General features: G+C 68.2%; 22 protein-coding genes and 1 tRNA gene. 14 read left to right on the top strand and 9 right to left on the bottom strand.

Annotation, left to right across the window (positions count from 1 at the left end):
* Positions 1–257: 257 nt before the first annotated feature.
* Both ACIHAO_RS36020 and ACIHAO_RS36015 read left to right on the top strand, forming a co-directional pair.
* Positions 258–1334 (top strand): serpin family protein, encoded by a 1077-nt coding sequence (locus ACIHAO_RS36020; RefSeq protein ID WP_396565582.1) that lies wholly within the window; start codon positions 258–260, stop codon positions 1332–1334.
* A 9-nt stretch (positions 1335–1343) separates the two neighbouring features.
* The gene (locus tag ACIHAO_RS36015) at positions 1344–3146 is read left to right on the top strand and encodes a glycosyl transferase (protein ID WP_396565580.1); all 1803 of its coding nucleotides are present in this window, start codon (positions 1344–1346) and stop codon (positions 3144–3146) included.
* Positions 3147–3155: 9 nt separating this feature from the next.
* On the opposite strand, the gene ACIHAO_RS36010 is transcribed toward ACIHAO_RS36015, so the two are convergent.
* Entirely contained in the window at positions 3156–4295 is a 1140-nt protein-coding gene (locus tag ACIHAO_RS36010; RefSeq protein WP_396565578.1) for an aldehyde dehydrogenase family protein, read from the bottom strand.
* Between the two features lie 204 nt (positions 4296–4499).
* Here ACIHAO_RS36010 and ACIHAO_RS36005 point away from each other — a divergent pair, with 204 nt between their 5' ends.
* Complete coding sequence (locus tag ACIHAO_RS36005; RefSeq protein ID WP_396565576.1) at positions 4500–5066, top strand: carboxymuconolactone decarboxylase family protein; 567 nt, start codon at positions 4500–4502, stop codon at positions 5064–5066.
* 74 nt (positions 5067–5140) lie between these two features.
* Here ACIHAO_RS36005 and ACIHAO_RS36000 read toward each other — a convergent pair whose 3' ends face one another.
* Positions 5141–6079 carry a sigma-70 family RNA polymerase sigma factor gene (locus tag ACIHAO_RS36000; RefSeq protein ID WP_396565574.1) on the bottom strand — a complete coding sequence of 313 codons (939 nt, stop codon included), beginning with the start codon at positions 6077–6079 and terminating at the stop codon, positions 5141–5143.
* Between the two features lie 45 nt (positions 6080–6124).
* On the opposite strand from ACIHAO_RS36000, the gene dnaG reads away from it, so the two are divergent.
* The 3 genes from dnaG to ACIHAO_RS35985 are packed head-to-tail and all read left to right on the top strand — an operon-like array spanning position 6125 to position 9342.
* Positions 6125–8029 carry a DNA primase gene (gene dnaG / locus ACIHAO_RS35995; protein WP_396565572.1) on the top strand — a complete coding sequence of 635 codons (1905 nt, stop codon included), beginning with the start codon at positions 6125–6127 and terminating at the stop codon, positions 8027–8029.
* A gap of 2 nt (positions 8030–8031) precedes the next feature.
* On the top strand, positions 8032–8544 hold the full coding sequence (locus ACIHAO_RS35990; protein ID WP_396565570.1) for a hypothetical protein: 513 nt from the start codon (positions 8032–8034) through the stop codon (positions 8542–8544).
* Between the two features lie 33 nt (positions 8545–8577).
* Positions 8578–9342 (top strand): trans-aconitate 2-methyltransferase, encoded by a 765-nt coding sequence (locus ACIHAO_RS35985; protein ID WP_396565568.1) that lies wholly within the window; start codon positions 8578–8580, stop codon positions 9340–9342.
* A 74-nt stretch (positions 9343–9416) separates the two neighbouring features.
* Here the strand turns inward: ACIHAO_RS35985 and ACIHAO_RS35980 are convergent, their stop codons facing one another.
* Positions 9417–9596, bottom strand: a complete 180-nt coding sequence (locus tag ACIHAO_RS35980) for a hypothetical protein (RefSeq protein WP_007031230.1) — start codon at positions 9594–9596, stop codon at positions 9417–9419.
* Between the two features lie 162 nt (positions 9597–9758).
* Here ACIHAO_RS35980 and ACIHAO_RS35975 point away from each other — a divergent pair.
* The 4 genes from ACIHAO_RS35975 (at position 9759) to ACIHAO_RS35960 (ending at position 11804) form a co-directional block, all read left to right on the top strand.
* Positions 9759–9831, top strand: a tRNA-Asn gene (locus ACIHAO_RS35975).
* A 366-nt stretch (positions 9832–10197) separates the two neighbouring features.
* Positions 10198–10581: a VOC family protein gene (locus ACIHAO_RS35970; protein WP_396565566.1), complete on the top strand. Its 384-nt coding sequence runs from the start codon at positions 10198–10200 to the stop codon at positions 10579–10581.
* Between the two features lie 85 nt (positions 10582–10666).
* Entirely contained in the window at positions 10667–11263 is a 597-nt protein-coding gene (locus tag ACIHAO_RS35965; protein ID WP_396565564.1) for a hypothetical protein, read from the top strand.
* Between the two features lie 94 nt (positions 11264–11357).
* Positions 11358–11804, top strand: a complete 447-nt coding sequence (locus ACIHAO_RS35960) for an anthrone oxygenase family protein (RefSeq protein ID WP_396565562.1) — start codon at positions 11358–11360, stop codon at positions 11802–11804.
* Here ACIHAO_RS35960 and ACIHAO_RS35955 read toward each other — a convergent pair.
* Positions 11788–12762 carry a VOC family protein gene (locus tag ACIHAO_RS35955; RefSeq protein ID WP_396565560.1) on the bottom strand — a complete coding sequence of 325 codons (975 nt, stop codon included), beginning with the start codon at positions 12760–12762 and terminating at the stop codon, positions 11788–11790. The two genes, ACIHAO_RS35960 and ACIHAO_RS35955, sit on opposite strands and share 17 nt — an antisense overlap.
* Positions 12763–12828: 66 nt before the next feature.
* On the opposite strand from ACIHAO_RS35955, the gene ACIHAO_RS35950 reads away from it, so the two are divergent.
* From ACIHAO_RS35950 to ACIHAO_RS35940, 3 genes are all read left to right on the top strand, one after another.
* On the top strand, positions 12829–13431 hold the full coding sequence (locus ACIHAO_RS35950; RefSeq protein ID WP_396565558.1) for a TetR/AcrR family transcriptional regulator: 603 nt from the start codon (positions 12829–12831) through the stop codon (positions 13429–13431).
* 78 nt (positions 13432–13509) lie between these two features.
* Positions 13510–14574: a DUF4037 domain-containing protein gene (locus ACIHAO_RS35945; RefSeq protein WP_396565556.1), complete on the top strand. Its 1065-nt coding sequence runs from the start codon at positions 13510–13512 to the stop codon at positions 14572–14574.
* A gap of 42 nt (positions 14575–14616) precedes the next feature.
* Positions 14617–15681, top strand: a complete 1065-nt coding sequence (locus ACIHAO_RS35940; RefSeq protein ID WP_396565554.1) for a DUF6348 family protein — start codon at positions 14617–14619, stop codon at positions 15679–15681.
* A gap of 283 nt (positions 15682–15964) precedes the next feature.
* On the opposite strand, the gene ACIHAO_RS35935 is transcribed toward ACIHAO_RS35940, so the two are convergent.
* From ACIHAO_RS35935 to ACIHAO_RS35920, 4 genes are all read right to left on the bottom strand, one after another.
* The gene (locus tag ACIHAO_RS35935; protein WP_396565552.1) at positions 15965–16438 is read right to left on the bottom strand and encodes a hypothetical protein; all 474 of its coding nucleotides are present in this window, start codon (positions 16436–16438) and stop codon (positions 15965–15967) included.
* Between the two features lie 86 nt (positions 16439–16524).
* The gene (locus ACIHAO_RS35930) at positions 16525–17268 is read right to left on the bottom strand and encodes a DJ-1/PfpI family protein (RefSeq protein ID WP_396565550.1); all 744 of its coding nucleotides are present in this window, start codon (positions 17266–17268) and stop codon (positions 16525–16527) included.
* A 19-nt stretch (positions 17269–17287) separates the two neighbouring features.
* Positions 17288–18265, bottom strand: coding sequence for a GlxA family transcriptional regulator (locus ACIHAO_RS35925; protein ID WP_396565548.1), 978 nt, complete (start codon positions 18263–18265; stop codon positions 17288–17290).
* A 21-nt stretch (positions 18266–18286) separates the two neighbouring features.
* On the bottom strand, positions 18287–18904 hold the full coding sequence (locus ACIHAO_RS35920; protein ID WP_396565590.1) for a helix-turn-helix domain-containing protein: 618 nt from the start codon (positions 18902–18904) through the stop codon (positions 18287–18289).
* Positions 18905–19055: 151 nt separating this feature from the next.
* On the opposite strand from ACIHAO_RS35920, the gene ACIHAO_RS35915 reads away from it, so the two are divergent.
* A complete protein-coding gene (locus ACIHAO_RS35915; protein ID WP_396565546.1) occupies positions 19056–19937 on the top strand; it encodes an FG-GAP-like repeat-containing protein in 882 nt (293 codons plus the stop codon).
* 186 nt (positions 19938–20123) lie between these two features.
* Here the strand turns inward: ACIHAO_RS35915 and ACIHAO_RS35910 are convergent, their stop codons facing one another.
* Positions 20124–20543 carry a hypothetical protein gene (locus ACIHAO_RS35910; RefSeq protein WP_396565544.1) on the bottom strand — a complete coding sequence of 140 codons (420 nt, stop codon included), beginning with the start codon at positions 20541–20543 and terminating at the stop codon, positions 20124–20126.
* Positions 20544–20845: the final 302 nt, after the last annotated feature.

The following is a 20845-nucleotide window of genomic DNA, read 5'->3' as shown; positions in this document are numbered from 1 at the left end:
GATGAGACGACCGGCAACCCACCCTGCCCACCAACCAACCAGAAGATCAAAAACCCCCACCAAGATCACCTAACAAACACACCGGTGGATCCAGGATGAAGGTCTCAAAGGTGCCCTTCACGACACTCACGACCACCGGTACCGAACGGCGGTTTCGCTGAGCCGACCGCGACACGTCACCCTTGCCCTCACCTTTCCGGCAAGGCGGAACTTTCGGACAGGAGACGGACGGGCCCGTGCACGGTACGGTCTGCGGCATGGGCGCTGTCGAAAGCCACCTCCGGTTTGGTCTGGACCTCTATCGGGTGCTGGCGAGCCGCACGGAGAACGCGTGTTTCTCGCCGTACTCGATCGCGAGCGCGCTCGGCCTGGTGACGCAGGCCGCCAAGGGCAAGACCAGAGAAGAACTGATCGCGCTGCTCGGCGACCCGGACGAGCTCGCCGACCTGCTGGGCAAGGCCTCGTCGCTGCTCGACGACGGCCCCGAACTCGCGGTCGCGAACACGCTCTGGGCCTGGGACGGGCTGCCGATCGAAGAATCCTTCCGCGCGGAACTCGCCACCTGGCCGGGCGGGAAGGTCGAGAGCGCCCCGTTCGGCGACGATCCGGAGGCCGCGCGGCGGCTGATCAACGCCGATGTCGCCGAGGCCACCCGCGAGCTGATCCCCGAACTGCTGAAGCAGGGGACCGTCGCGCCGGACACCGTCGCCGCGATCGTCAACGCCCTGTATCTCAAAACCGCGTGGACCAATCCGTTCTCCGGTGACAACACCGCGCCCGCGGACTTCCACGCGCCGTCCGGCACCCGTACGGTTCCGACGATGTGGCTCGAAAAACAGCTCGACCACACCCACGAGGACGGCTGGCAGGTCGTCCGCCTCGGCGCCGAGGGCGGGGTGGAGGCGGTCGTCCTGCTGCCGGACGGCGATCTCGACGACGCCGAACTCGACGCGGGCAAGCTGGCGGTACTGCTGGAGAACACGCGGTCCAAGACGATCGCCCTGTCACTGCCGAAACTCGACCTCGACGTCGACAGCCCGCTGACGGCGAAACTCAAGGATCTCGGTGTGCGCACGATGTTCACCGCAGACGCCGACCTCACCGCGCTCGCCGACGACGACCGGCTCGAAGTGTCCGAGGTCGTCCACCAGTCCGTGCTCCGCATCGACGAACAAGGCCTCGAAGGCGCCGCCGCGACGGCGGTGCTGATGCGGCTGACGTCGCTCATCGTCGACGAACCCCTCGAAGTCGCCGTCGATCGCCCCTTCCTTCTGCTCGTCAGGCATGCCTCGACGGGTGTGATCTACTTTCTCGCCCGCGTTGTCGAGCCGTGAGGACGGTCAGTGAGTCTTTTCCAGGCTGAGGCGGCGGACGTGGAGGCCGAGAAGAGTCCCACGAGACCTCGCCGGTTCGCCGCCGCCGACGCCGCCATCATGGGCGGCTTCCTGCTGTTCGCCTTCCTGCTCTACAACGGGCTCTGGCTCGACCTCAAGGAGGGCTATCTCTGGAACAGCGCGTCGGACCAGAACCTGTGGGAGTGGTTCTTCTCCGTCACCGCGGACAACGTGCTGCACCTGAGGAATCCGCTCAGTTCGCACTTCCAGAACCATCCGCTCGGCGTGAACCTGATGGCCAACACGGCCATGCTCGGCATCGGCATCCCGCTGGCGCCGGTCACGCTCACCTTCGGCCCGACGGTCACCTGGGCCATCGCGCTCACCGGCGGTCTCGCCGGCACGGCGGCGGCCTGGTACTGGGTCTTCTCGCGGCATCTGGTGACCCACCGGGTCGGCGCGGCCATCGGTGGCGCGTTCGTCGGCTTCGCCCCGCCGATGATCTCGCACGGCAACGCGCATCCGAACTTCGTCGCGTGGTTCGTCCTGCCGTTCATCGCGTTGCTGGTCTTCAAGATCGCGCGCGGCGAGCGTCCGGTGCGCAACGGGATCTTCCTCGGCCTGCTGGCGGCGTACCAGATCTTCCTCGGTGAAGAACCGCTGCTGATCTTCGCGATGGCGTTCGCGATCTTCGCCATCGCCTACTTCGCGACGAACTACCGCGAGTTCCCGCCGATGGCGAAACCGCTGGGGATCGGCGTCGGCATCGGTGTCCTCGTGGCGCTCGTGCTGTGTGCTTTCCCGCTGTGGTGGCAGTTCTTCGGCCCGCAGAGCTACCAGGCGATCGAACACGGCCCCGTCGGGAACGACACCGCCGCGTTCACCCGGTTCGCGACCCAGTCGGTCGCCGGGCAGCCGCAGGCCGCCGCGGACGTGTCGATGAACCGCACCGAGGAGAACGCCTTCTTCGGCTGGCCGTTGATCGTGCTGATGGTGGTGATCACCGCCTGGCTGTGGCGTGAGGTGTTCGCGCGGGCGCTGGCGATCTCGATGTTCGTGATGGCCTGGCTTTCCCTTGGCGTGCAACTGATCGTGGTGCACGAGGAGACCGGGATCCCGGGGCCGTGGAAACTCTTCTCCGAACTGCCCCTGTTCGAATCGCTGCTGGAATCGCGGCTCGCGATGGGCTGCATCCCGCTCATCGGCGCGTTGCTGGCGCTGGCGACCGAGCGCGTCTACGCGGTCGCGTCGCAACTGCCGGAAGTGCCGGGGGAGCGGCGATTCCCGTTGCGGCTGGTGTGGATCGGCGTCGTGATCGCGGTTCTGCTGCCGATCGCGCCGACGCAACTGATCGTGAAGGACCGGCCGCCGACGCCGCGGTTCCTCGCCGACGGGACCTGGCGAAGCTACGTCGCGCCCGGCGGGACCGTGGTACCCGTGCCGCTGCCGAGTTCCGGCGAATCCGAACCACTGCACTGGCAGATCGACGCGGGACTCGGCTACGCGATGCCGGAGGGCTACTTCGTCGGGCCGAGCGGCCCGGACGACAAACGCGGGCGCTACGGCGCCATCCAGCGGCCGACGTCGATCATCTTCGACCAGATCAAGCAGACCGGCATCCCGGCGACGATCACCGAATCGCAGCGGGAGCAGGCGCTGGAGGATCTGCGGTACTGGAACGCCGACGTCCTCGTGCTGATCCCGCGCGAGCACCAGGACGCCTTCCGGACCACCGTCGACCTGCTGCTGCGGAAGCCCGCCGAGTTCGTCGACGGCGTCTGGGTGTGGGACGTGCGGACGATCACTCCCTGAGCGCGGGATTCAGGAGGCCATGTGCTCGTTGACCCACACCGTCCCGTATTCGAGCCGCGTCGCGACTTCCACGGCGTGCTCCTCGTCCGTGCCCCACACCGATGCGCGCAAGCCGGGTGCCGTGGCGTTGGCGAGGCCGAGCGCTTCGTCCATTGTGGAGCATCGGACGACCGGCAGCACCGGGCCGAACTGTTCCTCGGCCACCACGCGCATCCCGTCGTGCGCCTCGGCGACGATCGCCGGGGCGAAGAAGTAGCCGGGTCCGCCGAGCGGTCCGCCGGTGACGATCCGCGCGCCGTCCGACCTGGCCCCCTCGGTGAGGCCGGTGACGTGGTCGTGCCGCGGCCGGTTGTTCACCGGGCCGATCTGCGTGCCGGGCGTCCGCCCGTCGCCGACCACGACCTTCGCCGCCAAGGCCGCGAGCGCCTCGACCACGCCGTCGTACGCGGACTCGACGGCGTAGACCCGTTTGACCGCCGTGCACAGCTGCCCGCAATTGGTGAACGCGCTCCAGAACAGGCGTTCCGCGATGAGCGCCGGATCGGTGCCGGGCAGCACGATCGCGGGATCGTTGCCGCCCGGTTCCGGCGCCGGCCGTCGCAGTCCGGGCGCGGCGGCCAGCCGCTCGCCGAGCGGATCCCGTCCGGTGAGCACCGTCAGCACCCCCGGCGGCAGCACCTCCGCCAGCATCCGGCCCAGGTGCAGGGTGGTGAGCGGGGTGTGCGGCGACGGTGTGAGCACCACCGTGTCGCCCGCGGCGAACGACGACGCGAGTTCCGCGGCGGCCAGTCGCACCGGGAAGCTCCAGGGCATGATCGCGGCGACCGGGCCGTGGCCGACGAGAAGCGATCCGGCCCGCACACCGGCGAAGTACCGGAACCGCGCGGCGGCCTCGGCGAACTCGCCTTTGGCTTCCCGCAGCGGTTTCCCCTGCTCCTCGGTCAGCACGGGGGCCAGCACCGGCGCGACCTCCTCGACGACGACCGCGCACGACATCAGCGCGGCGTGCCGATCCGAGACTCGCCAGGCGGGCCAGGCCTCGACGGCGGCGCGTACCGCTTTGCCGACATCGGCCGGGCCGTCGTCCGGGACGGTCGTGATCGGCCGCCCGGTCGCGGGATTCTCGACGGCGAGCCTCGGACGGTCCATGTGTTTCCTCCGGTGGGAGAGTGCGGAGGGCTCGCCGGTTGTGTCGAAGGAATCGCAGAGCGTAAGCGTACCTTCATTGATCGAATGAGGGTTCCGGCGAAAAGGCTAAAAACTCGGCGTGGTCCACGTCACCGGGGAGCGCCTGTCACGTTCGCGCCGGCGGCCTCGTCCAGAGGGTGATCGCAACCGCACGAGGAGGACACCATGCCGCGCATTCCCGCCGTCAAGACCGCCGAAGCCGGCTTCCTGCTGAAGCTGATCTACAAGTTCGCCGGCAAGCGCTTCGGTGCCGTCCCCGAGCCGATGGCCGTCTACGCGCACCACCCGGCACTGCTCCGGGCCAACGGCATGCACGAAATGCTGGCGGAAAAGGCCAGCAAGACGCTGCCCGCCAACGTGCGCGAGCTGGCCGTGTACCGCGTCGCGACCCAGCTCGGCTGCACGTGGTGCATCGACTTCGGGACCATGCTGCAACTGCACGAGGGGCTCGACATCGAACGGCTGAAGAACATCGACGACTACGCGAAGTCGCCCGCCTTCACCGACCAGGAACGGCTCGCGCTCGCGTACGCCGACGCGATGACCGCGAGCCCGGTCACCGTCACCGACGAGCAGGTCGCCGAACTGGAACGCGAGTTCGGCCGCAAGGGCGTCATCGAGCTGACCTACCAGATCGGGCTCGAGAACATGCGTGCCCGGATGAACAGCGCACTCGACATCACCGCGCAGGGCTTCACCTCGGGTGACGCCTGCAAGATCCCGCTTCCCTGACCTTCCCACGCAATTCGTCACCTGCTTGCGATGGTTCGGCGCCCCGAACCATCGCAAGCAGGTGACGAATTGCGTCAGGGGCCGACGCGGGTCCGCGCGGTGGTGAGCTTGTCCGGGTTCGCCATGTCGTAGATCGCCACGATCTTCCCGTCGCGGATGACGAACGCGTCGACGTGCTCGTCGAGCGCCCGGTAGCCGTCGGAGGCCGCCTGCGGCGGGATGTACAGCCCGAGGTCGCCGTTGACGAGCGCGACTCTGGCCTGCTCGATTCCGGCCGGGTCGTACATCCGCATGAGCCCCTGGAACAGCCGGGTGACCTTGTCGAACCCGGCGACCGTGTGCACCGCCGTGCGCGCCTTGCCGCCACCGTCGCCGACGAGGACGACGTCGGGGTGCAGAACCTCCGCCACCGCCTGGATGTCGCCGGTGAGCATCGCGGTCATGAACTTCTCGATGATCTGCTGCTGCTCGGCGAGCGCCGTCCGGGGCGGCGGATCGGCGTCGGCGACCGCGCGGCGCCCGCGGGAACCGTGCTGACGCGCGGCCTCCGGCGTGCAGCCCAGGATCTCGGCGATCTCGCCGAACGGCACCGAAAACGCGTCGTGCAGGACGAACGCGACGCGCTGCTCCGGCGTGAGCCGGTCGAGGACCACCATCGCCGCCATCCGCATCCCGTCGTCGCGGACCGCGACGGTCAGCGGATCCTCCGACGACGGCGTGCCCAGCGGGCCGAGGACCGGTTCGGGCAGCCATTCGCCGACGTACCGTTCGCGGCGCACCACCGCGGACCGCAGCCGGTCGAGGCAGATCCGGCTGACGACGGTGGTCAGCCAGCCCTTGTGGTCTTCGATGGCCGAACGGCGGCGCTCGTCCAGGCCGCTCAGGCGCAGCCAGGACTCCTGGACCGCGTCCTCGGCGTCGGACAGCGCGCCGGTGAGCCGGTACGCGACCGACACCAGATGGGGGCGCAGCGTGGCGAAGTTCCCGGCGAGTTCGTCCAGGGCGGTGCTCATTCCCCGAGTGTGCCGCACAGTGCTCCGCGAGCGGGAACTAGAGTGATGAGCGTGGCAGGACGGATTCGGGACAGCGACATCGCGGAGGTGCGCGAGCGCAACCGGATCGACGAGGTCATCGCGGATTACGTGGCCCTCCGCAACGCCGGCGGCGGCAGCCTGAAAGGGCTTTGCCCGTTCCACAACGAGAAGACCCCGTCGTTCAACGTGCGCCCCACCCATGGCACCTTCCACTGCTTCGGCTGCGGCGAAGGCGGTGACGTGATCAAGTTCATCCAGAAGATGGACCTGATCTCGTTCGTCGAAGCCGTCGAGCGGCTCGCGGATCGCGCGGGGTTCCGGCTGACCTACGAGGGCGGCGGCGGAAGCGTCCAGCGGGATCGCGGCACCCGCGCCCGGCTGATCGAAGCGCACCGCGCGGCCCAGGAGTTCTACGCCGAGCAGCTGCTCACCCCGGACGCGCGCGCGGCGAGGGACTTCCTGTCCGAACGGGGTTTCGACGCCGCCGCCGCGCAGACGTTCGGCTGCGGATACGCGCCCGCCGGCTGGGACAAGCTCACCAAACATCTGCTCAACCGCGGGTTCGAGGTCAAGGAACTGCTCACCGCCGGGCTGGCCAAGGAAGGCCAGCGCGGGCCGATGGACCGGTTCAACCGGCGGCTGCTCTGGCCCATCCGCGACGTCGGCAACGAGGTGGTCGGGTTCGGCGCGCGGCGCCTGTACGACGACGACCGTGTCTCGGCGAAGTACCTGAACACCGCGGAATCGCCGATCTACAAGAAGTCGCAGGTCATGTTCGGCCTCGATCTGGCCAAACGCGAGATCGCGAAGCGGCACCAGGTCGTCGTCGTCGAGGGCTACACCGATGTGATGGCGATGCACGCCGCCGGGGTGCCGACGGCCGTGGCGTCGTCGGGCACGGCGTTCGGCGAGGATCACATGAAGGTTCTCCGGCGGCTGATGATGGACGACGACGCCTTCCGCGGCGAAGTGATCTTCACCTTCGACGGTGACGAAGCCGGCCAGAAGGCGGCGTTGAAGGCATTCGAGGGTGACCAGACCTTCGCCGGGCAGACCTACATCGCGGTCGCCCCCGACGGCATGGACCCCTGCGAACTGCGGCTCGCCAAGGGCGACACCGCCGTGCGCGACCTGGTCGCGCGGCGGATCCCGCTGTTCGAATTCGCGATCAAGAGCATGCTCAAGGGCTTCGACCTCGACTCCGTCGACGGACAGGTCGCGGCTCTGCAGAAGACCGTCCCGATGGTCGCGGGCATCAAGGACCGTGCCAGCCGCGACGGCTACGCGTCGAAACTCGCCTGGTGGGTCGGCTGGCAGGACGCGGCGCAGGTGGTGAACCGGGTCCGCGGCAGCGCGGGCGCCATGGCGAAACGCTCCACGACGATCGAGGTCCGGCGGCCCGCCGCCGGGACCACGGCCACCGTCGAGGAGGACCTGCCACGGCCCGCGCCCGGCGATCCGCGGTTCATCGCGCAGCGCGAGGCGCTCAAGGCGGCGCTGCAGCAGCCGATGCTCGCCGGGGCGGAGTACGACGCGCTCCCCGAGGACGCGTTCACCCATCCGGTTTACGTGGCCATCCACAAGGCGTTGCTGTCCGCCGGGGGAGCGGGTTCCGGGCTGACCGGGCCCGCCCTGCTCGACGCGGCCGTCCCGCACTGTCCGCAAGGGACGGTGCGGCGAGTGCTCAGCGAACTTTCGGTGGAACCGTTGCGCGCCAAGGGCGAGGTCGACTCGCGCTACATTTCCGCCCAGCTCGCGGCGGTGCAGGAAAGCCTGGTCGCCCGCCAGATCAACGAGATCAAGTCGAAGCTCCAGCGGCTTTCGCCGGTCGAGGCGCCCGACGACTACCGCGCGCTGTTCGGCGACCTCGTCGCGCTCGAGCAGTACCGGAAGGCGCTGAAGGAACAGGCCATCGGCGGATTGGACTGAGCATGGGCTGGCTGCGTCACCTGCTGGGTGACCGTGTCCCGGCGGATTTCGACGGCACGCTGGATGACGGCGAGCACGTCGTCGGGAGCGCGGCCGTCGAGGGCGGCGGATACCTGCTGGTGACGGCGCTGGGGCTGTGGGTCCCGGGGCCGCGCCGGGTCGGCTGGCATCTGGTCGGCAAGGCCGCGTGGTCGGACGGGGTGCTGACCCTGACCGAGTCCGAGGAGACCGGGACCGCGGGGAAGGCCGTGCTGCTGGCCGACAAGACACCGGTCCGGTTCAGGCTCGAACGGCCGGGCAAGGTCCCGCTCCTGGTACGGCAGCGGGTCGACGGATCGGTCCGCGGTCGGCACCGGAAGGACTTCGGCACCGGTGGAGCGTGGTTCGTCGAGCGCAAGGTCCCCGGCCAGGACGGCACGGTGTTGCAGGTGCGGCCCGATCCGGGCACGGACGCCGACGTGGTCAAGGCGATCGCCGAGGAAGCGGCCGAGAAACTGGCGAAGCCCCACGGCTAGCAGTACGCTCGTACTGTATCGCTGGGAGGCGCCATGTGGGATCCGGTCAAGTACCTCGACTACGCCGACCTCCGGGCCCGGCCGTTCCATGACCTCATCGGGCGGATCAGGGCGGTGAAACCCCGCCGGGTCGCCGACCTCGGCTGCGGACCCGGCAACCTGACCGCGGGCCTCGCGGAACGCTGGCCGGACGCGATCATCGAAGCGAGCGACAGCTCACCCGAAATGGTCGAAGCCGCACGCTCACGCGGCGTCGACGCGCGAGTGCTCGACGTCAACGACTGGGTGCCCGAACCGGACACCGACGTGGTGATCTCGAACGCCGTGCTCCAGTGGGTCCCGGAGCACCGTGATCTGCTCCGCCGCTGGGTGGGCCTCCTGCCGTCCGGGGCGACGCTCGCGTTCCAGGTCCCCGGCAACTTCGACGCCCCGTCACACGCCTTGGTTCGTGCCCTCGCGCGCACCGAGGAGTGGGCTCCACGCCTCGCCGACGTCGTCCTGCGGGAGAACGAGGCCGTCGACAGCCCGCTCGGCTACGGGAACCTGCTCGCCGACGCCGGCTGCGCCGTCGACGCCTGGGAGACGACGTATCTGCAGCGGCTGGCGGGGGAGGACGCCGTACTCGAATGGATCACCGGCACCTCGCTGCTACCGGTCAAAGAGGCCCTCGCCGGAGCCGAATGGGACCACTTCCGCGCGCAGATCGCCCGCGAACTGGACAAGGCCTACCCGCCGCGCCCCGACGGGACCACCTGGTTCGAGTTCCGGCGCGTCTTCGTGGTCGCCACGGTGGACTGACTTCCCTGTATGCGAAAGGGCCCTTGACCGCGTCTCATGCGGTGAAGGGCCCCTTCGGCACGTCTCGGGTGCGGTCAGCGCTGAGGCCGCCCGAACCGCTCACCGACCTTGGCGCGAGCGACCCCGGCGGCGCCCTGCACCATGGGGTGGTCAGCGATCTTGCGGTACGTCCGCACGATCTGCTCGTACCGTCCCCGGCCGGCCTTCGCGCCCAATACGTAGCCCGCGGCCGCACCCAGCAGGAACATCTTCATCCGAGTCCACGCCTCCTTCGATCTTGCTCCGGCTGCCATTGTCCCTCAAAACGCGAGCTTGACGAGGTGGCCGGAGAAAGTGGGGGTGGGTGCACGGCCGCCGGAGGGCATGGGCTAAAGTTCTCTCATCGGTCGGAGCGATCCGGCCGGTACGGAGCACGATCCCCTGTAGCTCAACTGGCAGAGCATTCGGCTGTTAACCGGAGGGTTCTTGGTTCGAGTCCAAGCGGGGGAGCACAAGCCCAGGCCAGGTGGCCTGGGCTTCTTCGTGTTCGGGGTACCAGGGGCGATTTGGTGTCTGGTTTGTGCCTGGCCTGCTTGAGCCCATCGGCGAAGCTCTGGCCAAACCGGTGGCGCCGGAAAGAACAGTTGTGCGCTGGAGGTGGACCTGCTTTCCAAGGACATGGGAGCGGGGTGGGCCCCTGCTGAGACGGATGGGTCGTATCCGAGCGCTGCCGACATTCGACGGCTCATCGAACACGCTTTGACGGCCGGCCGGGAACCGGACGTGCGTGGCGGAACCTTTTTGCTCACGGAAGAGCACGAGTGATCCAGGCGCAGGTGCCCGCCGGACAAGCCGGAGCATTGCTAGCGTGAGGGCATGCTCAGGCTCGGGTTGCCCGTGATCGGTGTGTCGGATCTGCCGCGGGCGGTGGAGTTCTGGACCGCGGCGCTGAACCTCGTTGCCGACGATGAGTGGGCGAGCGACGGCTGGCGGACTCTGGTCGGCGCCGATGGATCCGGTCGAGTGCTGGGGCTGATGTCGAGTACTTCGCCGATCGAGCCGTATCCGCGGATCCATCTCGACCTGTTCGTCGATACCGCCGCGGAGCAAGAAGCCGAAGTCGCACGGCTGAAGGAACTCGGGGCCGGCGACGTCGATTGGGACCGCTATCCGCCCGACCCGGACTTCGTCGTTCTCGCCGACCCGGATGGCAACCGCTTCTGCGTTGTCGACCTCAGCAGCGCACCCTCCGGCGGCTGACCGCCGAGGGTGACGACGGAAGACCTGGAGACCACGGCCGCCTATCTCGCTCCCTGAAACCGATCCGGTGAGTGATACTCGCGCCATGGGGTATGACGCCTACGGGGCCGTAGTCGAGTGGGAGCCCTTGCTCGCCCTCACTCGCGAGCCGCATTGGGATCATGTGTGGCTGTGGGATGACGCGGAAGAGCCGATGGCGCCGTTTCTGTCCGTGGACGACATGCCTGGCACCAAAGGGCACTGGAACAGCCTTTGGTACTACGGCGACTGTCTGCGCCCACGGCTCACCCCGGAGACCCGCGCACTCGCCGACACCGTGCTCGGCACGTTGACCACCGGCTACGTCTCCACCGAGGAGTGGGAGCCGGAGCGCCGTGATGACCTGGCGGCGGACGCCGGACCCCACGCTCAGCCGGCCCCGGAGGACTGGCGCCACCTGCTGAACTACACGCTGCGCCCGGCCGGTGTGCGCGAGTTGCTCGACGCGGCTCACCGGCTGCCCTGGGACCTCCTGACCCGTCTCGGTGAGGAATGCGACGCGATACCGCAGGAGCAACGCGATCCACCACACGGCGCGGTGCTGTGGTTCCACGACTTCCGCTACTTCACGTTCTCGCACATCGCACTGCTCGAGCAGGCCGCCGCCGGTGGCCACGGAGTCGTCACGATAGGCGGCTGGTGAACGAGACTTTTTCTAGCGCCGCTAGGCAAACTAGCAGTGCTAGTGCTAGCGTTGCCGCATCAGCTAGCAGCGCTAGATTTCAGAAGAGGTAGTCATGCTCAACGCACTTGAGATCGTCACGACCGTGCTCGTCGGGGTGATGGTGGGGGTGGAGTTCTCCGTCTCGTTCGTCATCAACCCGATCCTCAACGCCCTTCCCGAGGACAGCATGGTCAGCGGCCGTGCACACGGGGGCCGCATGCTCGGCGCGGTCATGCCGGTCTGGTACATCGGTTCGCTCGTCCTCGTCGCGATCCGGGCCATCGCGGGATGGCAGCTCCCCGGCGCCGGACTCGTGGTCACCGCCGGTGTGCTGCTGATCGTCAGCGTGGTCATGTCGATCCTGCTGCTCGTCCCGATCAACAATCGGAGCAAGAAGTGGACCGCCGAGAACCGGCCGGCGGACTGGAGGGAGCAAATGATCCGTTGGGACCGCTTTCACTACGTGCGCGTCGCCGTCATCATCGCGGCCTTCGCCCTGCTGGTCACCGCCCGCGCCTGAGATCGGCGCTCGCCTGCCGGAAGACGATGGTGGCGCCGAGGGCGGTGCCGGCCGGTACGAAGACATCGCCGAGCGGCGTCTGTCGCAACGGGACCTCGTTGTCCCGCAACAGTTTCTTCGTTGCGGTCAGGTCGGTGACGGCGACCGTGCACGCGATGAGAGCGGGCAACGCGGGGGGCCGCTCACCGGGGAACAGTGTGGCGAGTCCGGAGGCGGGCACAAGGCTGAGCGTCGCGCCGTCGAGGTCGAAGACCCGGGTGCATCCTTCCGGGCGAGGTGTCCGGCCGAGATAACGCTCGTAGCGCGCCTGGGTGGCGTCCAGTTCGTCGTCGGCGACGCAGAGCGTGGCATCGAGGAGGCCGACAGCGCCGTTGGGATGGCCGGCCGGCCGGGTGGCCTGGATCCGTGGGTCCAGATCCGCGACGACGCCGACTCTGCCTTCCTCCTCCACTCCTGGCCGCACTCCGTCGATCTCCAGGTATCGAACGGTCTCGACGTGGTCCCCGGCAGGTCGCCGCACGGTGTTCACCCCGCCGTGCCGCACCGCCGCGGTGGTCAACCGTGCGGCGGTGGCGTCGATGTCGGCCGAGGAGAACATCAGGATGTGCAGGCCCTCGAAACGGTCCAGGCATTCCGCCAGGTTCGCGCTGGTGGCGTGGATCCGCTCCAGCAGCGTCGGTAGCACGTCGGACGGGGCCTGCAGCGGGACGAGCCGCGCGTTCGACGGCACGCGGCCATCGGCCTGAACCACGGTGGCCAGTTCAAGGAAGTCGTGCGAGAAGTCCGCGTGGGTGTTGGCCGCGCCGAACGGCTCCGGCTCGGCGCCCTCGCGGGGTGACATCGCGGGATACCCGGGCGCCGGCACGGCAAAGCCCAGACGCCGGTAGAGGTCGAGTGCGGCGGACATATCCCGGACGACGTGGCCGACGTGGTGCAGGCGAGTGATCTCGGAGGCCATGCGGCCACTCTAAAAGTAGTTCGACCACTCGGTCAATCTATCTCGTGTTGCCGTATCGTCCGGCCGATGGAGGAGCGCATCGACGGCCGTAGCGTCCGCTACCGGCACCGGCGGCCCGAACTGCTCGAAGCGGTGACCGATTACGTCCTGACACACGGTCTGGCCGGTCTGGCGATGCGGCCGCTGGCCGCGGCGGTGAACGTCAGCCATGGGACGCTGCTGCACCACTTCGGCTCGAAGGAGAATCTGGTCACCGAGGTGATCGACCTGCTGCGCCGGCGACTGGCCGACGCGGCAGGCCTGGCCGACCCGCCGACCGAGCCGGCCGACCTTCCGGCCTGGTGGCGGACTTCGACGACCACGGAACGCCTGCCCGTCTACCGGTTGCTGTTCGAGGTCTTCGCTCAGGCCGCGCGAGAACCGGAACGCTACGAACGCTTTCTGCGGCAGGTCGTGCACGACTCGCTGAGCCTGATGCAACGCCTGGTCACCGCGGACGGCTGCCCTGAGGAACAGGCGCCGCTGGTGGCGTCGATGATCGTGGCCCAGGCCCGCGGCCTGCAACTCGATCTGCTCACCACCGACGATCGCGAACGCGTCGACAGCACCTTCGCCTTGTTCATCGACGTGATCGACGGCCTGAGGCGAACCTGGTCCACGGAGCGGTGACTTCACCAGCCGGGCAATGCGGGAACACCCGGTTTTATCCACTGGCCGTCGTCCGTCATTCCTGCCACGGTGGCGGACGTGACGCGATCTTTCCTGCCAGGGCTTGAACTGTCCCAGCTGTTTTACGCCGAGGTCGTCGCTCCGATCCTGGAGGACGCGCTGGACGGGGTGCCGTATTCGGCGGCGCTGATCGGCTGGGGCTCTGAGGTGCAAGGCTTCGACACGGTGCGTTCCACCGACCACGCCTGGGGCCCGCGGATGCAGGTTTTCCTTGGCAGCGAAGACTTTCACGCCCTCGCCGACGATCTGGACGCCCTGCTCGATCGCGAGTTGCCGGTCGAGTTCCGCGGCTATCCGGTCCGCTTCGCCTTCCCCGCGGGCACGCCGGCCCGGCATTGGGTGCACGTCACGGAACTGCGGACCTACTTCACCGAGCAGCTCGGCGCCGAGCCGGACGGCGGCCTGCCGATTTCGGCCTGGTTGACGGTTCCGACGCAAGTACTGCGTGAACTGACCGGTGGCATGGTCTTCCACGACGGGGTCGGCCTGCTGGAGCCGTACCGGGATCATCTCGCCTGGTTTCCCGACGACGTCTGGCGCTACGTCTTGGCTTGTCAGTGGATGCGCCTGTCCCAGGAGGAGCCTTTTGTCGGCCGCTGCGGTGAGGTCGGCGACGACCTGGGTTCGGCCGTGGTCGCCGCGCGCCAGGTCCGTGACGTGATGAAGCTGTGCCTGATGATGCATCGGGTGTATCCGCCGTACAGCAAATGGCTGGGCACCGCGTTCGCGGCGCTGCCCTGCGCCGAGGCGCTGACTCCCCACCTGTCGGGTGCGCTGGCCGCGCAAAGCTGGCAGGAACGGGAAGAACACCTTTCTCCCGCCTACGAGATCGCTGCGAGGATCCACAACGATCTCGGTCTCACGGAGCCGCTGGAGGTGTCGGTCCGGTACTTCCACGACCGGCCGTTCCGGGTCCTCGACGCTTACCGGTTCACCGACGCGCTTGTCGCGACGATCCGCGACCCGGCCGTCAGGGCTCTGCCCCCGGTCGGTGCGATCGACCAGTACGTCGACAACACCGACGTGACCGATCGCGGGAACGCCGATCTGCGCCGCCGCTATATCGCGGGCCCCGCACTCTGACCGCGACAACGTCCGCTTTGGCGGCACGCATAGACTTCCGTGGTGATCGCATCGTGGGGGCTGGATGCCGCGCTCGAGGTCGGGATCGCCGCGTTCCGCGCGGGCGAGGAACCGCCGAGTGACGACCAGGTTTGGGAAAGGTTGACGGGCGCGGGAGTCGAACCGTGGCTGGCCGAACGGCTGCTGGTCTTCCTGCCGATGGCGTACACGCGGCGCTTGCTGCCGGATGTCTCGTACCCGGACACGGTGGTGGGGCCCGGCGGGCGAGTGGTGCTGTCCGAGGAGCCTGTCTTCGTGGCGGCGTCGGAACGCGCGAGGCAGGCGGACCGCGGCGAGTTCGAGCGGATCGCGGTGCGCAGCAGCGCGTTCGCGGTGATCAACGAGGCGTTGAACGACGGCGCGCAGATGTCGGACCTCCAGCTGAACGAGCCCACCCTCGCCGCCGATCTGAAACCGGTGGCCGACGGTGACGGTGGTGTGCCTTCGCCGCAGCTGGTTTTCGAGGGTTTCTTGCGCGAGCACGGCATCTCACTCGACGAGGACACGGAAGTCGACACGAAGCTCATCGTGCATCCGGCCCCGGCGGGCATGGTGATGGCCCAAGTGGACTTCGCCGTGTCGCATCCCGCGCTGGCCAAACCGTGGCTGGTGGAGAGCTTCGCCGGGTTCGGCGCCACGTGGCGCGAGGCGATCGGCCGCGCGGTGCACATGTTCAGCCAAGGGGCCTTGCACCCGATCGTCGACGGTCTGTTCTCTCCGGGCGCCGCGCCGGATCAGGTCACGCGTGAACGATACGAACATCCGGATGGCGTGTTCGAGCTGGTGCTGGGTGCTCAGATCACCCTGTTCACTGACGCGACGTTGTCCGCCGAGCCGCTCCTGGACCGGTTGCTGGAGGCGTTGCGCGCGGAGAAGCTCGAGCGGAAAGTGCACGGGCTCCGGCTGTTCGTCGCGCATCACGACGGCGGGCTGCTGAACAACGAGGTCCTCTTGGACAGCGAGCCGTGGCCCGCCGGCGAGGTGGTGGTGGCGGAAGTCCCGGCACCGCTGCTTGAGGGACGGGTGGCGGTGCGGGTGTTCGGCTTGCTCGTGCCTGTCGACGCTTGAGTCTCGCGGGCGAAGGCGTCCTTCGTTGCATCGCACGCGGTGAAGGGAGCCTTCACCTCACCGCTCGCCCCGCGTCGCTCTAGCGGAAGTTCGCGCCGTAAATCCGTATCGATATCCGGCCGTTTCGCGCCTGGTCCGGGGGTCATGAGGTGACGATGAGGCTCTTGCCCGTCCACAAGGGACGCCGGGCAGGCACTAGTGTCCATTTTGGGTACATTGCGCGGGGGTCGTGAGTGGTAAGTGTCGTTCTAACGACACTTACCACTCACGAGGACTCGGGACTCTAGTTCGGCGGCTGCTGAGCCGGCGGGTTGGGCTGCGGGTACCCAGGCTGGGCGTTGTCGGGCTGCGGGTTCGGGAAACCCGGCTGTGCGGCCATCGGGTAGTTGACCGGCCCCGGGTACGGCGCGACGCCGGGTTGCCGTGCCGGACGGCCGGTCTTGAGGACCGCGATCGCGACCAGGAACCAGGAGAGCAGCGCGATGGCGTCGAGCGGGACGCTGACGCCCATGAAGATCAAGCGGACCTCGTCGCCGGTGAGCTGCTCGGACGCGACCCAGGACGACACGTTCAACACCACGAACTGCCAGATGATGCTCGCCGCCGTGGCGACGAGCATGACGACGAAAGCGGCCACCATCAGGCCGGAGACTCCCCTGGAGCGTCCTTTGATCGAGAAGATCAGGCCGAGGAGTCCCACCACGAGCAGCAACACCCGCGGAATGGCCTCGATGATCGTGTACATGAGGTCTGACATGCCTTGCCTTCCACCGCTCTCCGCCAGTGACCGAGACGTCCGGTCCACGCCGTGGCGATCCTATGCGGTGACGGCGTTCCCGCGTGCTACTCCTGCGAATCGGCGAGCAGTTTCAGCGCGAGCGCTTTGAGTTCCGGACTCGCCTTCGCGGCGTTGCCGGAGTCAAAGGGCGGTTGCGGGTCGTATTCGACGGCGAGCTGGATGCCGCGGGCGGTTTCCTCGCCTGCCAGCAGGGAAGCGAGATGGAACGCGAGGTCGATGCCGGCGGAAACGCCCGCGGCGGTGACGATCTTGCCGACCTGCACGTACCGCTCGGGCACGTAGCGCACGCCGAAGGTCTTTTCCAGATAGTCCGCCGAGGCCCAGTACGTGGTGGCGCGCTCGCGGAGCAACCCGGCCGCGCCGAGGATCAGCGACCCGGTGCACACCGACGTGGTCCATGTCGTGTGCCGGTGGACGCGGCGGATCCAGTCGAGCAGTACCTGGTTCTCCATGGCGGCGATCGTGCCGCGGTTGCCGGCTCCCGGAACCAGCAGCACGTCCAGCCGGTTCACCTCGGCCACCGAACGTTCCGCCAGCACCGCGACATCGCGGGTGTCCGTGCGCACCGGGCCGCGGTGCTCGGCGATCATCGTCACCGTCGCGCCGGGAAGCCGGGACAGTACTTCGGCCGGGCCGGTCGGATCCAGCAGGCTGAAGCCGTCGTAGAGCAGGATTCCGATCCGCGGGCCGTTGGACTCCGCTTGGGCCGTACCGGTGGCGAGTCCGAACGCCGCGGCCGCCGCGACGCCGGTCAGCACTGTTCTGCGCGTTGTTTTCGCACTGTTCATGCCGCGGATTCTGGGACGCTCAAGCTTCGATCGGGCGCGGCATGTCCGTCATCCTGCGAAGTGTGTCCCCGGTGAGCCCGTAGTGGTGGCGGAACGCGGTACGCAGGGTTTCCGCCGAGGCGAACCCGCACCGCCGCGCGACCGCGGACAGCGGCAACGCGGTGGACCGCACCAGGTGGGCGGCGGCTTCGGTCCGGGCCGCTCGCACCGTGCGGGCGGGGGTCTTGCCGAGATGCGCGCCGAACAGGCGGTTGAGGTGCCGGGTGGTGACGCCGGCCCGCGCGGCCAGCGCCGACGGGCTGAGGTCTTCGGCGAGATGCGCGGCGATGTACCCCAACAGGTCCCGCACGACCCGGTTGCCGGGCGGCGGAGCGGCCAAAAACGTGCTGATCTGCGCCTGATCGGCCGGGCGGTGCAGATACGTCACCAGCTCACGGGCGACCTCGCGGGCCAGCGTCGGCCCGTGGTCGTCCTCGATCAGCGCGAGCGTGAGATCCAGCGCGCTGATCACCCCCGCCGAGGTGAAGACGTTGCCGTCACGGATGTAGAGCGGGGCCGGATCCACTGTCACCGCGGGAAAAGCCGCGGCGAGCTGCTCGCCGTAGCCCCAATGCGTGGTGACCCGCCGGTCGTCGAGCAAGCCGGCGGCCGCCAGCACGAACGTGCCCGTGCACACCGAGGCGACCCGCCTGCTCCGTTCGGCCAGCCGCCGCACCTGCGTCAGCAGGCGCTCGTCCGCCGCGGCCGTCCCCGTTCCCGCGCCGCCGACCACGAGCATCGTGTCGATCCGCCCGGACACCTCGGCCAGCCGCCGGGCACCGGCGAGCATGATCCCCGACGAACTCCGTGTCGTCCGCCCGTCGACCGTGGCCAGTTCGACGACATAGGGCGGTGCGGCGCCGTGTGAGCTCGCGATCTCCAGCGCCCCGCTGGGACAGGCCACATCAAGGATCTGCGCGTCGTCGAACGCGACGATCACCACCCGGCGCGGCTTCATTCCTGATCCCACAAGGAGAAACTACGCGCGTGTCTCGACTCGGTGCACCAGTGCCGCGCCGATGGTGCGGGCGGCGCGGGCGACGGTGTCCGGCACCGCGCCGGGTGATGGTGCCGGCGCGGTCACGGCCGCGACCGAACCGACCGTTTCGCCGGTCGGCACCATGATGGGCGCTTCGACGGCGACGAGGTCGTGTTCGGCCTGCCAGACGGGGCAGAAGTGGCCGGCGCGTTGCGGCACCGTCGAACCCGGCCGGAGCAGAATGCCGTCTTCCGGCCGGATGAGGCTGGCGGCGGCGATGAGGATACGGCCGTCACAGGGCACGGCGAGTACCGAACTCGCCCGGGTGGCCGCGGCCAATCTGCGGAGTTCGCCGCGGGCGAGTTCCAGCAGTCGCGGATAAGGCTGCCACGATTGACCGAGCCGAAATGCCTGCGCGCCGACGCGATAGCGGTTTTCGCTGCGCTGGACAACCTCCAGCTCGGTCAATTGCTCGAGTAATCGGTGTGCGGTCGCTTTCGGTATCGAGCAGGAATTCGCCAGCTGGGTCAATCCTGCTTCACCTTGATGTCGTACCAAGGCATCCAATAGGGTGAAAGCGCCTTCGAGAACGCTTCTCGGTTTTCTCCCGGTCTCCATTGAAATCCCCTCGCGCGGTCCACTGGACGGAATCCTTGCTGACAAGGGCAGGCCGTCGGTGTCAGGCTGCAACTCCTCCCGGTGCGTATCTTCGGTCAAAAACCGCGAACTGGGAAGAGTGCGTCCATCGAACGGAAAGGGGTTGCGGGAAATGCGAAGATCCATTCGGGTTGGGACGGCGTTGGCCGGTTTGCTCGCGGGGCTGATCGTGATACCGCCGGCCGCGGGTGCGGCGGAGGACGGCGTCGGTATCACCGCCTCGCCTTCGTCGCAGAAGACGGCCGCGGATTTCGACGGGGACGGGTTCGCCGACAAAGCGGTGTGGCGTCCCGGAAACGGCATCTGGTACGTGATCCGCAGCAGCAACGGAAGTGTGGTGACACAACAGTGGGGCGTTTCGGGTGACGTTCCGGTCGCCGCGGACTACGACGGCGACCATCGGGCCGACTTCGCCGTGTGGCGGCCGAGCAACGGTACTTGGTACATCATCCAGAGCAGCACCGGCGCGGTGGTGACCCAGCAGTGGGGCGTGGCCGGTGACGTTCCGCTGACCGGCGATTTCAACGGTGACGGGCGTTCCGATTTCACTGTGTGGCGGCCCAGCAACGGTGTCTGGTACGTGCTGAACATCGCCACGGTGCAATGGGGCGTGGCCGGTGACGTCCCGGTGTCCGGCGATTTCAACGCGGACGGACGGGCCGACTTCACCGTCTGGCGCCCCAGCGACGGCGTCTGGTACGTGCGGGGAATCGCGACGCAGCAATGGGGTGTCGCGGGTGACATCCCGGTGGCCGGTGATTTCAACGCGGACGGGCGTGCCGATTTCGCGGTGTGGCGGCCGAGCAATGGTGTCTGGTATGTGCTCGGTATCGCGACGCAGCAATGGGGCGTCGCCGGCGATGTGCCCCTGGCAGGCAATTTCGGTGGCGACCCACGGGCGGACTTCGTGGTGTGGCGTCCCTCGAACGGGACTTGGTACGGCCTCGGCCTGTTCACCACGCAGTGGGGGACACCGGGCGACGTGCCGGTGTGAGCCGCCTTCCTGCCGCCAACCGGGTGAAGGAACGGCGGATTCGGCCGTATGACGTAAGAACGCCGTAGCTCGGACGTATCCCCGACGGTGAGGGTGGCCGGCCTGGCCGTCCACCCGAGCCGGGGATGCCGTGCCGCTGGCAGCAACAGCGGCACGGCATGGTCCCTTCCTCCTCAGGTGACCCGATTACGCTTGCTGAGCCTGGGCCGCGTTGCGTTTGCTCAGCCACACCCACGCCGACAGGCCGAGCGCCGAGAGCGCCGCTGCCCGCAGCACCACGGACCCGGCGAGCAGCACGCCGCACAGGACGGTGCCGAGCACGACGAGCAGGACGACGGCCTGCCACGTGTGCTTCCACTCGCCCGAGGTGACGCGGTTCGCCATGTCCCACCAGCCGCGGGCGGAAGACCGGCACGGCGGCTGGAACACCAACGCGGTTTCGGGGGGCTGAAGCGCCGGGATGGCCGTGGCGTCCAGCAACTCGTCGAGACTCACGTACTCCGCCGCCGCGGCGGGCGGCACCACGTCACTTCCGGAAACGGAAATGACCGGATCGAGCGATGGTTTCTCTGGCGGTTCACCGGTATCGAACGGTACGGTCTCCATGTTCTCGTGTCTCCTTGCTCTTGATCTGGGTCGGGCTTCACGACGAACACTCACGCGGCTCCCTGTGCCAGCAGGGGGCCGCGTCCATTTCTGGCTTGAGCGAGGGAAGGCGACGCACGCACTGGTCGCACGACGTTGCCTCCCCGACCGCCGTTGAAAGCCAGCTTGCAGAAACGCACGCGAGAAGGCGAGTCGCACGAGCAGGTAATCGGCGACCGGTCTCTCAACGAGGGTGAGCGGTCGAGGGGTAATAATCGCTCCGGCGCGAAGCGTGAATTCCCCTCCCGCCATTTACGAAAATG

Origin of the sequence: Amycolatopsis sp. NPDC052450 (assembly GCF_044547565.1) — a bacterium.
Taxonomy (GTDB): Bacteria; Actinomycetota; Actinomycetes; order Mycobacteriales; family Pseudonocardiaceae; genus Amycolatopsis.
This window is presented reverse-complemented; position numbering and strand designations above follow the sequence as displayed.

Coding starts and splice junctions, on each gene's coding strand:
- ACIHAO_RS35950 (WP_396565558.1), top strand. CDS start 12,829: ATGGAGGAGCGCATCGACGGCCGTAGCGTCCGCTACCGGCACCGGCGG.
- ACIHAO_RS35955 (WP_396565560.1), bottom strand. CDS start 12,762: ATGGCCTCCGAGATCACTCGCCTGCACCACGTCGGCCACGTCGTCCGG.
- ACIHAO_RS35925 (WP_396565548.1), bottom strand. CDS start 18,265: ATGAAGCCGCGCCGGGTGGTGATCGTCGCGTTCGACGACGCGCAGATC.
- ACIHAO_RS35970 (WP_396565566.1), top strand. CDS start 10,198: ATGCTCAGGCTCGGGTTGCCCGTGATCGGTGTGTCGGATCTGCCGCGG.
- dnaG (WP_396565572.1), top strand. CDS start 6,125: ATGAGCGTGGCAGGACGGATTCGGGACAGCGACATCGCGGAGGTGCGC.
- ACIHAO_RS36010 (WP_396565578.1), bottom strand. CDS start 4,295: ATGGACCGTCCGAGGCTCGCCGTCGAGAATCCCGCGACCGGGCGGCCG.
- ACIHAO_RS35990 (WP_396565570.1), top strand. CDS start 8,032: ATGGGCTGGCTGCGTCACCTGCTGGGTGACCGTGTCCCGGCGGATTTC.
- ACIHAO_RS35985 (WP_396565568.1), top strand. CDS start 8,578: ATGTGGGATCCGGTCAAGTACCTCGACTACGCCGACCTCCGGGCCCGG.
- ACIHAO_RS35980 (WP_007031230.1), bottom strand. CDS start 9,596: ATGAAGATGTTCCTGCTGGGTGCGGCCGCGGGCTACGTATTGGGCGCG.
- ACIHAO_RS35915 (WP_396565546.1), top strand. CDS start 19,056: ATGCGAAGATCCATTCGGGTTGGGACGGCGTTGGCCGGTTTGCTCGCG.
- ACIHAO_RS35935 (WP_396565552.1), bottom strand. CDS start 16,438: ATGTCAGACCTCATGTACACGATCATCGAGGCCATTCCGCGGGTGTTG.
- ACIHAO_RS36000 (WP_396565574.1), bottom strand. CDS start 6,079: ATGAGCACCGCCCTGGACGAACTCGCCGGGAACTTCGCCACGCTGCGC.
- ACIHAO_RS35930 (WP_396565550.1), bottom strand. CDS start 17,268: ATGAACAGTGCGAAAACAACGCGCAGAACAGTGCTGACCGGCGTCGCG.
- ACIHAO_RS35965 (WP_396565564.1), top strand. CDS start 10,667: ATGGGGTATGACGCCTACGGGGCCGTAGTCGAGTGGGAGCCCTTGCTC.
- ACIHAO_RS36005 (WP_396565576.1), top strand. CDS start 4,500: ATGCCGCGCATTCCCGCCGTCAAGACCGCCGAAGCCGGCTTCCTGCTG.
- ACIHAO_RS35960 (WP_396565562.1), top strand. CDS start 11,358: ATGCTCAACGCACTTGAGATCGTCACGACCGTGCTCGTCGGGGTGATG.
- ACIHAO_RS36020 (WP_396565582.1), top strand. CDS start 258: ATGGGCGCTGTCGAAAGCCACCTCCGGTTTGGTCTGGACCTCTATCGG.
- ACIHAO_RS35920 (WP_396565590.1), bottom strand. CDS start 18,904: ATGGAGACCGGGAGAAAACCGAGAAGCGTTCTCGAAGGCGCTTTCACC.
- ACIHAO_RS35910 (WP_396565544.1), bottom strand. CDS start 20,543: ATGGAGACCGTACCGTTCGATACCGGTGAACCGCCAGAGAAACCATCG.